The sequence below is a fragment of the Labrenzia sp. OB1 genome (assembly GCF_001624695.1).
GTDB lineage: Bacteria > Pseudomonadota > Alphaproteobacteria > Rhizobiales > Stappiaceae > Roseibium.
In genome coordinates this window covers 1-10,164 of the sequence record NZ_JSEP01000046.1, presented here as the reverse complement: position 1 = coordinate 10,164, position 10,164 = coordinate 1, and the positions used below count along the sequence as shown (strand labels likewise).

General features: G+C 51.1%; 5 protein-coding genes and 5 pseudogenes. 3 read left to right on the top strand and 7 right to left on the bottom strand.

Translation table 11 applies throughout. The features are described from left to right. The coding region (locus OA90_RS26935; RefSeq protein WP_199823654.1) for a transposase at positions 1–278 on the top strand (278 nt) is incomplete at its 5' end. Between the two features lie 327 nt (positions 279–605). On the opposite strand, the gene OA90_RS26925 is transcribed toward OA90_RS26935, so the two are convergent. Both OA90_RS26925 and OA90_RS26920 read right to left on the bottom strand, forming a co-directional pair. Next, the gene (locus OA90_RS26925; protein WP_199823875.1) at positions 606–2,015 is read right to left on the bottom strand and encodes an FAD-binding oxidoreductase; all 1,410 of its coding nucleotides are present in this window, start codon (positions 2,013–2,015) and stop codon (positions 606–608) included. A 241-nt stretch (positions 2,016–2,256) separates the two neighbouring features. Then, the gene (locus tag OA90_RS26920) at positions 2,257–5,274 is read right to left on the bottom strand and encodes an Ig-like domain-containing protein (protein ID WP_068420045.1); all 3,018 of its coding nucleotides are present in this window, start codon (positions 5,272–5,274) and stop codon (positions 2,257–2,259) included. Positions 5,275–5,476: 202 nt separating this feature from the next. Between OA90_RS26920 and OA90_RS26910 the strand changes: the two are divergent. Continuing rightward, positions 5,477–6,656 (top strand): annotated as a pseudogene (locus OA90_RS26910) (IS3 family transposase). 66 nt (positions 6,657–6,722) lie between these two features. On the opposite strand, the pseudogene OA90_RS29710 reads toward OA90_RS26910, so the two are convergent. From OA90_RS29710 to OA90_RS26895, 4 genes and pseudogenes are all read right to left on the bottom strand, one after another. Continuing rightward, positions 6,723–6,824: pseudogene (locus OA90_RS29710) on the bottom strand (IS110 family transposase); the annotation flags it as partial. A gap of 157 nt (positions 6,825–6,981) precedes the next feature. Further along, entirely contained in the window at positions 6,982–7,533 is a 552-nt protein-coding gene (locus OA90_RS26905; protein WP_208986308.1) for a type III secretion system chaperone, read from the bottom strand. Between the two features lie 69 nt (positions 7,534–7,602). Next, the gene (locus OA90_RS26900; RefSeq protein ID WP_156510695.1) at positions 7,603–9,111 is read right to left on the bottom strand and encodes a hypothetical protein; all 1,509 of its coding nucleotides are present in this window, start codon (positions 9,109–9,111) and stop codon (positions 7,603–7,605) included. A gap of 143 nt (positions 9,112–9,254) precedes the next feature. Continuing rightward, positions 9,255–9,572 (bottom strand): annotated as a pseudogene (locus OA90_RS26895) (transposase); the annotation flags it as partial. Between OA90_RS26895 and OA90_RS28310 the strand changes: the two are divergent. Continuing rightward, positions 9,541–9,783: pseudogene (locus OA90_RS28310) on the top strand (IS3 family transposase); the annotation flags it as partial. The pseudogenes OA90_RS26895 and OA90_RS28310 sit on opposite strands and share 32 nt — an antisense overlap. Positions 9,784–9,899: 116 nt before the next feature. Here the strand turns inward: OA90_RS28310 and OA90_RS29180 are convergent. Continuing rightward, a pseudogene (locus tag OA90_RS29180) lies at positions 9,900–10,164 on the bottom strand (hypothetical protein); the annotation flags it as partial.

Sequence of the window (10,164 nt, the reverse complement as noted above, 5' to 3'; positions counted from 1 at the left end):
CCCATGGCGTGGTCATCCTTGATCAGGCCGGATGGCACACGTCAAACAAGCTCGCCATCCCGGACAACATCACACTCTTGCCTTTGCCACCCCGATCTCCCGAACTCAATCCTGTCGAAAACCTATGGCAGTACATGCGAGAAAACTGGCTCTCAAACCGGGTCTTCAAGGACTACGACCAGATCGTCGACCTGTGCTGCCGGGCCTGGAACACGCTCATCGATCAGCCATGGAAAATCATGTCAATCGGAATGCGTGACTGGGCGCATCGGTCCTGAATTTTGTCGTTTGGTATTACGCCCGCAATGAAACTGAAAACAGCGGCCTGAAGCTCGGTTTTCAAACCCACTAAAAATGGGATGGTTACCGAGGCAGTCTATCTCGAGGACCTGACTGACGGTTTCAAGGCACATCGCGTCATCCGGTACTGGATGAAATTTTACAATACCGAACGCTCCCATTCAGCCCTTGAGCATAAAACCCCGAGGGAGGCATACTGGGCTGAAGGAGGCTTGAAATTGGCGGCATGAAAACGAAACAGGATACACCTTAAATCGGCCGCTCCCCTGTCCGGAAGACCAGAACCACTTCAGATAAAGTTATTTTTACTTACCGACTGGAATTGAAAGAGCGTGATTGAAAGCGTTCTCAGGATCATATTTCTTTTTGATCTGCGTCAGTCTGGGTAAGTTGTCGCCCCAATAGGCGGTTAGACCGTTCGCCCGATCTCGCTCGGGGTAGTTGTAGTACGCGCCGCCGGTTGTATAAGGTGTAAAACTTGACTGGAGCCGTTTCACCGCTTGAATGCGAGCCGTGTTAGGTTCGTCCTGACGAAGACGTGAAGTATATTGCAAGATAAATTTTGCCGTAGTGCGGTGCGCAAATGCAGTCTCTTCGTTGCTTATGCGGTCGATGTTACCGCCTAATGCTTCCATGCTGAAAGAAACCCTTTTTCGCCAGTCCTTGACCATGGAAATGAGAATGTCATACCATTCAGTCGGCGAGAGTGCGTGAGCAAGAAAGTCAGACCTGATGTCTAGGTAATCAGATCCGACATAGTCACGTGGCCAAAGCATGTCTGCGACTTCTAGAAAACTACCAGTGTAAGTGGAGCTGTAACTTACACTAAGTCCCGCAATTTTTGACACCATTCTCTCTGCATCCACTGCAAGATTTTTGGCACCATTACTGATAATTCGCGCTAGTATCTCTATATTTTCGCCATCGACGTTTGAACAGTAAAGCTGAAAACCAAGCTCTTTTGGAGACCGCAAGGCCACTTTCTGCCATGCAGAAATCCATTGCGCTAATTGATGCGGTTGATGCCTACCAGATAGACGCACAACCGTCAGATCGGAGACCCTGTGTGTTTGCAGAACAAGTTCAGTAACAATTCCGAAGTTACTGGCTCCGCCACCGCGCAACGCCCAGAAAAGATCGGAATTGGTTTCATTGTTGGCAACAGCAAAACTCCCGTCAGCGGTCATGATTTTAACTTGCAACAACTGATCACATGTCAGGCCGAAAGAACGGCTCAAGATGCCGATTCCACCGCCACAGACATGACCACCCATCGCAACCGTCTGGCAATATCCGGCAGGCAATGCCATCCCATAGTTCGAGGTGACCGCATTGACAGTTCCGATCCTTGTGCCCGGGCCCACGGTCAATCTCTGCCGTTTCTCATCGAAAACAATCTTGTTCAATTTACGTGTATCGACAACGATATTCTGATTTTGAGAAAGTCCGGCAAAGCAGTGTCCGCTACTTTGTATGGAAAACGATGTTTTTCCGAGTTTCAATCTTTTAGCAAAACGGATTAAATCAGATTCTTTTTCAACGAATATTCGTTCTCGCTCATCAGACTTGAAACGTAAATTGAAGGGGACGATCGGCTCATTTTCCTGAGCAGCTTTCGCCACCGAAAAAGAAAGAGCTTTCGATACGGGGATACTTAGCAGACTGGCCGAAACCCATTTTAAAATCTGCCGTCTTGTGTTTCCTTTCAGTCGCAAAACGTATCCCTTCCATAAACTTGCGCGGTTTGTTTTTTCACTTGTCGCGTGTGTATCGTGAACTTGTTTCGCCGACGAGCAGGGCACCGATTTTGACGGACTTCAGGCGTTCATTTCGACGTTGAAGTCCTTCGGTAATCATCCCATGGACCAAACGCTTCAGCCCTTGTATGCCGGTAAGAAGCAGCGGACAATTTGTCTCGACACACTGGCATCTGCAGAAGAAGGGCTCATTCCCATATCATTTGATTGGCAGAGTTAACCGAAGCTTTCCGCCCCAGGTATTGTATTCAGGAATGCCTATGCCATCATAGTGTCCTGAAATCGAGACATGAATGCCGGAAACCGGGTTCATTGCAGTGAAGCCCATATCAGCCCTTGCTCTCAGGTCATCATCGCCGATTAAGCCGGCCTGGCTTGCCGCGCCACGCCCGACATCAAAGTTCCAAACGCCGGAAAGACCAAGTTTCGGGGTCAAAATCGTTCCGTTGTCCAGTGCGATACGTCGCTGAATGCTGGGTCCAAATCGCAACTCACCCAGTGAAATGGATTGTTCCGGAATAAGATTAAAAAATCTGTCTTCGTAGGGCTCTTGCGTTTCCTTGAACCAAGTCACTCTCAGTTCCGGGCTGATGATAACGTCTTGGACTTCATAAAGGCCAGCCAGCTTTCCGGCAACCAACCAGCGTTCGGTGTTGAACCGGTCGGTGTATGTACCAATTGGAGAAATGTAGTTGTCAGACCGGCCGTAAGCCACCCTTGCTTCATAGTAGAGGTTCTGGCCGGCAAACTGGCCGGCGGTATAGGGCCCGATCATCCAGCCAAAGCCACTTGCCTCACTCCCCTGCTCTGAGTTGGTTTCATTTGCCCAATCCAGCTGTCCCGCGATACCAACGAGATTTTTTTCCGACGTAAAGAAATGCGCGCCAACATAACCGACCCACAACGAAGACACGGCGTTGCCTGCATACGAAGCCGAGCCATAAGCCTCAGTCCAGATATCCCAGGTTCCGGCTCTCGATCCCAATCCATATTCTGCAGTGCCGGTTTCAAATTCAACTGCAACGTCATCTTCAGGACCGAGTACTGTATCAGTTCCGCTTTGTGCCTGTGCAGCACGTATCTTTGACAGCGATGTTGCGAACGCTAGTGTCAACCCTCCTTCATTGCCGTTGAAGTTCAGGTTCCCTAGACGCCCCTGCGGTCGAGGATTCTGGCCGTTCACAAAACCAACCAAATCTGGTTGATTGCCGAGTATGTGGTTGGCCCTGTTGTTCATAAACGAAGCAACTGCCCGCTGAGTTTCCTCAACAATCGAACTTTTGACTACAATCTGTGCAGCAGCAGTGTTTGGGTTGTTTACTCGATCAACTGCAACGCCTGCCGCCACATCAATTGAAATATCTTCTGGCCCTTCAGGCGTTATATCAACAGTGTAGGTATTGCCATCTACGGCGACAAAATTGGACAGGCTGGCTTTTGATACCATTATGTCGCCTTGAACAAATCCTGTTACTTCTTCTGAAAATTCGACCGTAATGTTGAATGTTGTAGACCGGTCATGCTGTTCCGGCGCATTTAATATGCGCACTGTGGGTGCCGCGGTATCGAGCCTGGCCGTAGCTGTGCTTGAGGCTTCGTTCTCGTTGGCAACGTGATCCTGGGCGGCACCGGCACGCACTTCAACGGTTGTGTCGGCACTTTCGTTCGGCGTGATTTGCGCTGTGTAAATCCGTGGCCCGCCAGACACTGCCCCAACTGTTCCGTTTGTCATGATGTCAGCGGTCGTAAAGCCGGTGACATTTTCACTGAACGTGAACGTCGCTGTGAAGGTGTCTTGCCCATCTGTATCCGAAGGAACCCCGGTAATGATGACTGTGGGTGCCGCGGCATCGAGCCAAGCCGTAGCCGTGCTTGAGGCTTCGTTGTCGTTGGTAACGTGATCCTGGGCGGCACCGGCACGCACTTCAACGGTTGTGTCGGCACTTTCGTTCGGCGTGATTTGCGCTGTGTAAATCCGTGGCCCGCCAGACACTGACCCAACTGTTCCGTTTGTCATGATGTCAGCGGTCGTAAAGCCGGTGACATTTTCACTGAACGTGAACGTCGCTGTGAAGGTGTCTTGCCCATCTGTATCCGAAGGAACCCCGGTAATGGTGACTGTGGGTGCCGCGGCATCGAGCCAAGCCGTAGCCGTGCTTGAGGCTTCGTTGTCGTTGGTAACGTGATCCTGGGCGGCACCTGCACGCACTTCAACGGTTGTGTCGGCACTTTCGTTCGGCGTGATTTGCGCTGTGTAAATCCGTGGCCCGCCAGACACTGACCCAACTGTTCCGTTTGTGCTGATGTCAGCGGTCGTAAAACCGGTGACATTTTCACTGAACGTGAACGTCGCTGTGAAGGTGGCTTGCCCATCTGTATCCGAAGGAACCCCGGCAATGGTGACTGTGGGTGCTGCGGCATCGAGCCTGGCCGTAGCCGTGCTTGAGGCTGTGTTGCCGATGCCATATGCATCTTTAGCGGCACCGGCACGCACTTCAACGGTTGTGTCGGCACTTTCGTTCGGCGTGATTTGCGCTGTGTAAATTCGTGGCCCGCCAGACACTGACCCAACTGTTCCGTTTGTGTTGATGTCAGAGGTCGTAAAGCCGGTGACATTTTCACTGAACGTGAACGTCGCTGTGAAGGTGGCTTGCCCATCTGTATCCGAAGGAACCCCGGTAATGATGACGTCGGGTGCTTCGTTAGGATAACATGTAAAGGTAGCGGCGACCCAATTGGTGTAGCTGGAATCTGAATAACTGCGAATAATATAGTAATCCGCAGATGTAGTGGTGTAACTCGAAATCTGCCCCAGTTCGATCCAGCCCAGCTCGGGATCATTTACTTCAATAAATGTTCCACCACTAATATTGATTCGATCGCCAGGCTGGGCAATAAAACGAAAATTACTAATCGTTATCGGCGCTCCGCCATTCGACGGGTCCATATCGTAACAAACACGTGAAATTATTCCTGCAGAAGCATATTTTGTATTTGCCGATAAACCAAATATGATGACGATAATTGTCAGTAAAAATTTGCCAATAAATTGCAATTTTGCTTTCTTTATTCCCTGAGATGATCTGATTTCCATCACGGCCTTTTTTCCTTTGTGGCCGATCCGGCAGTTTGGTTCATGGGGTGCCAAGCCATTGCCCTCCGCTGTCTGGAGCCTCTTGTCGTGAAAAGCGCTTACCCGAAAGGCACGCATAGCCATCGGCGTTTGCCCCGACTCAGACGTTTATGGTGGCGGGGACCGCATGCGTGAGTTGTGTCAAATGACACACTTTCCGGCAGAAAACTCCTGGCTTATGCCAGCGATTTTTGAGCGAGCCTCATTGAGGTGCTCCCGCAATATGCCCTCGCTTTGAGTTAGAGTTTTCCGCGACGATTTTCCTGGCTGGTAAGGCGCGGAATTGATGAAGGCATCGAAGTTTTCGGATGCGCAGAAAGCGTTCATCGTCAAGCGTGGCGAAGAAGGTGTTTGTGTTGCGGAGATCTGCCGTGAGGCTGGGATCAGTCAGGCGACCTGTTTCAACTGGCGGAAGAAATACGCGGGCCTGATGCCGTCGGAGATGAATCGGCTCCGGGAGTTGGAGCAGGAGAACGCCCGTCTCAAGAAGATCGTCGCTGACTTGTCTCTCGACAAGAAAAAGCTCCAGGACATTGTCAAACGAAAGCTCTGAGGCCTGCCCGGAAGGGAACCCTGGTCGACGAGATGCGGTTGGACTGATCGGTGTCCATTCGCCGTGCGTGCGCGGTGATCCGGTTTGACCCGACGACTTGCCGTTACAGATCCCGTCGGCTCCACTGCCCGGCAGTGGTTTGCAAGCAAATCATGAGAGGGGTCAGGCCGCTTTGGAACAGCGGATCAAGGAGATTTGCCAGACGCGCGTCCGGCTCGGATACCGACGCGTGCATGTTTTGCTGCGCCGGGAGGGCTGGATGATCAGTCGGAAGAAAACGCGGCGGATCTACAACGAATTGGGCCTGCAAATGAGAAACAAGCATCCCAAGCGCCGGGCGAAGGAAAAGCTGCGCGAAGACCGGCAGGAAGCAGTCGGGCCTAACGATGTCTGGGCGATGCGCTGCCCGGCAGGCAAATGCTTGCATTCGCTGAGAGGGGACTTCGTGCATGACCAGCTCGCGACCGGTCGGAAGATCCGCGTTCTGACGGTGATCGACACGTATTCCCGCTATGTGCCGGCGCTTGATCCGCGCTTCAGCTATCGGGGCGAGGATGTGGTGAGAACGCTGGAAACTGTCTGCACCTGGATTGGCTATCCCAAGACGATCCGGGTCGACCGGGGCTCCGGGTTCATCTCCCGGGATCTTGATCTTTGGGCCTATCGAAGGGGCGTCACGCCGGACTTCTCAAGGCCGGGGAAACCGATGGACAACGCGTTCATAGAGGCCTTCAACGGACGGTTCCGGGCGGAGTGCCTGAATTCGCACTGGTTCCTGAGCCTTGCAGATGCAGCCGAAAAGTTGGAGGATTGGCGCAAGGACTGCAATGAACACAGACCTCACGGTGCCATCGGCAAAAAGGTGCCGATGGACCTGATGAAATCAGAACACGCAGCCAGCCCGTGTTCCTGATTTGGTTCGGAAAACTGTAGCCCGCTTGTGAACCTTCACGTATGGCCGGACATACAGCGGCCGGAAACGTTGGAGACGTTTGCGAAAAATTACAGCGCCGCTGGCATCAAGCCCCGCAAGGCTACAAACCGACTTGCCCAGATCAATCCCAAGAACCGTGATGTCCATCAGAATGCTCCTTTTACTCCACCAATTCGCGCAACAATAGCTGCATCTCGGTGGGAAGGCAGTTCATCCCATTAGCTCAGATGCCATTTGCCAATTGTCCTGGGACTTGCGGTCGCTCCCTACCGGGCCTATCCGATAGGGAGCTTGATTATTGAGGTCAGACAAATGTCCTTTCCAGCCCAGAATCGATCGCGGGAGCGGACGCTGGATCACCAAACGGCAACTTGGCTATATCAGCAAGTTCCTGCACCCAGAAGCTGGTGTATTTCACAAACATCGTTACTGCCTCTTCGAACTCGTTTTCAGACAGCTTGTCTACCTGCAGCGGCTGCGTGAGGAGCACTTCGGAGGTATGCGGATCGATAGAAAGGGCAGCCGCACCTGTGCCGATCCCGTTGTAGTTTGCCTCAAGCAAGAGCTCGTGGACTGAGTTCTGCACGTCACTCAAGTCTGCCACCGGGCTGTTGAGCCGGATCACATTCGATTTGAAATCCAGCACTTGAAAGAACACCTCGATCTCATCGTCAACGACGAGTGAGCAGATGTTTTCGCTGTCAAGCTTCAGGTCGGGCACACCGACTGTTTCACCGAATTTCCGGATTGTGGCTTCAATCAATTCCATTTGATGTTCCTTTTGGTCTGGAATGCCGCCCGCAATCACCTGATTGCGTAAGAGATAAAAAGCGGCGTTGGGTGTAGAGGTCTTCAAGAATGCATTTCGCAATTTGCTCTCGATAGACTCGATAGAGATGCTTCAAATCGATTAGCGTCCAGAGATTTACGCTTCCTGTTGCATCACTTCCTCAAAGCTGAGTTTTTCATTTTCATTCCGATCTGGTATGTCTGCTTGTCTCTGAATCCGACCTGAGAATGAATGCGAAAGAGTGCTGTCTAACAGCTGGATTTTTCCCATGTGAGCAGCCTCTCTTGAGATCGTGAATTCACATTTCATCTCAATCCCCAAGGCCCCTGTTTTCTCCTTGAGACCGCTAAAATCCCATTTACAATCAGGGGCTAGGGCACTCCTGATGTCAGTTGCGACAACGCTCCGTTCTAAAGTGATAGTGAAGGAATTTTCATTCTCCCTGATCCTGACATTTTTTGTGGTGTTATTCGATTCAGCAGGTTTTTTGTGGACTTTTGCATCGTCCTTCTCTTTGAAAACAAAGGAGTGATCGGTCCCTGCTTCGACAGGTTCAAGCGTGAGCAGATCTTGCCTTTCGTTCTTCACCGTCATCATTTTGGTGAAAACGTCATTCCAATTGGAGCCATCAATAGCAGTCATAATCACTTTGACTGCTGCTCTGTCCTCTGTTAGCTTGGGATTTTCAAAATATTCGGGCTTATCAAATTTTGTCTTATCGGTAATTCCGGAGCGTGAATCATCTGAATTAGATTTGATATGAGCATCGCCGGGATGATCTGGTAAATAAGATTTACTGATAATTTCCGCCAGTTGGTTCGGATTTATATCTCTACCTTTGTCACCGTGCTTATGACTATGACGAAGATCCTGAGAGCTTTGCACGTAGCCGTCTTTATCAAACTCGAACACTCCCTGAAGCATTTCGTTTTTAAAGTTATTTTTAGCTCTATCATGCATCTTCTCCAAAGAGCTTTTGATGGAGTTGTCCATAGCGTCAATGCGCTCATTTCTTGATGTCATGTAGCTCTTGAACGGCATCAGACCGGCATTTTCCAGCCTCACGAGCATTTTATGAAAGAACTTGTTTTTATCTGAATACAGGTTCACCAGGTCATCCAGTGCCCTCCTGTCACCGTTTTTTTCTAACATTTTGAACAAGTTAGATTGACCTGTGCGATCCAATCCGTCAGCAACGGCTTCACATGTACTGGTAGCGTAAGTCGCTTTGGTAAACGTTCCGATCGCACCCTGATCGGGCAGCTTTTTTTCTGCCGTGTGCAATCGTTTAAGGCCCTGATGAACCAGGGCAAACTGTTTGGCTTTTGCAAGCTGTCCGGCTTTCAATTCCTTCTTGATTTCGGTATTCAAACCGGTCTCGACCTTTGTGGATGCGTAGTCTTGGGACTTCTGCAGGTATGCTTTCTTGCGGCCTAGTTTATAGTTTTTGTAATTGCTTGAAATTTTGTCAAAAAAGCTTGGGATTTTTGATGAATCGCCGACCACTGCAGGCGCCTTCCTCCGGGAAGAACTCGATGAAATCTCGTATGAATTCCTGTAATCATCTCTCGAATTATTTACCGGTGACTGCAGTGCGCTCTGTTTGTTCGGCGGGTTATTTCCTGCACTTGCGATACCTGTCATTTTCAACTCCTAACGCTGGTCAGTTTTCTTGTTCTATTCTGAACCCCAAACTGATGGTGTGTCGAATGAGACAGGTCTGGTGATTTATACGGAGCGTATTTCCTGCAACCACTCTCCTGAGCCTAAAAGGCCGATTCAAAAGTTCATGAGATGACACAATAGGTTGCGAGCCTGCGTGTCATGACCCTGATGCTGGCGATAGTGACCCATGCGGTGGCGCTTTCGACGGATTTCTCCCGGTCCTTTGCCAGCTTGCGGCATTGTCCGAACCATCCGAACGCGCGTTTCACCACCCATCGGCGGGGTAGGACATGGAAACCTTTGGCAGCATCTGAACGCTTGATGTTCTCGATGGTCCACGTGCCGCAGCCGGTCAATGCGGAACGGAGCTTATCGCCTGCGTAGCCGCCGGCGGCGAAGACATGGCGTAGCCAGGGAAAGCGGTGCCGGATGGTCGGCATTGATCCGCGTGTTTATCGGTATCGGTCTACGAGACCCGATGACGCTGACCTACGCGAGAGGCTCGGAGAACTGGCCTTGGAGCGCAGGCGCTTTGGCTATCGCCGGCTGCACATTCTGCTGAAGAGCGAAGGCATCGCGGCCAACTGGAAGAAGGTCTACCGGATTTACCGGGAAGAGCGTCTGACGGTGCGCAAGCGTGGCAGCCGGAAAATTCCGGCGTTTCGCCATTCTCGTATCCCTTCAAATCAATGGGATACATTAGCAACCTGTCCGGATTTCCGGGACCGCTTCAACTGGCATCTGCAGAAGAAGGGCTCATTCCCATATCATTTGATTGGCAGAGTTAACCGAAGCTTTCCGCCCCAGGTATTGTATTCAGGAATGCCTATGCCATCATAGTGTCCTGAAATCGAGACATGAATGCCGGAAACCGGGTTCATTGCAGTGAAGCCCATATCAGCCCTTGCTCTCAGGTCATCATCGCCGATTAAGCCGGCCTGGCTTGCCGCGCCACGCCCGACATCAAAGTTCCAAACGCCGGAAAGACCAAGTTTCGGGGTCAAAATCGTTCCGTTGTCCAGTGCGATACGT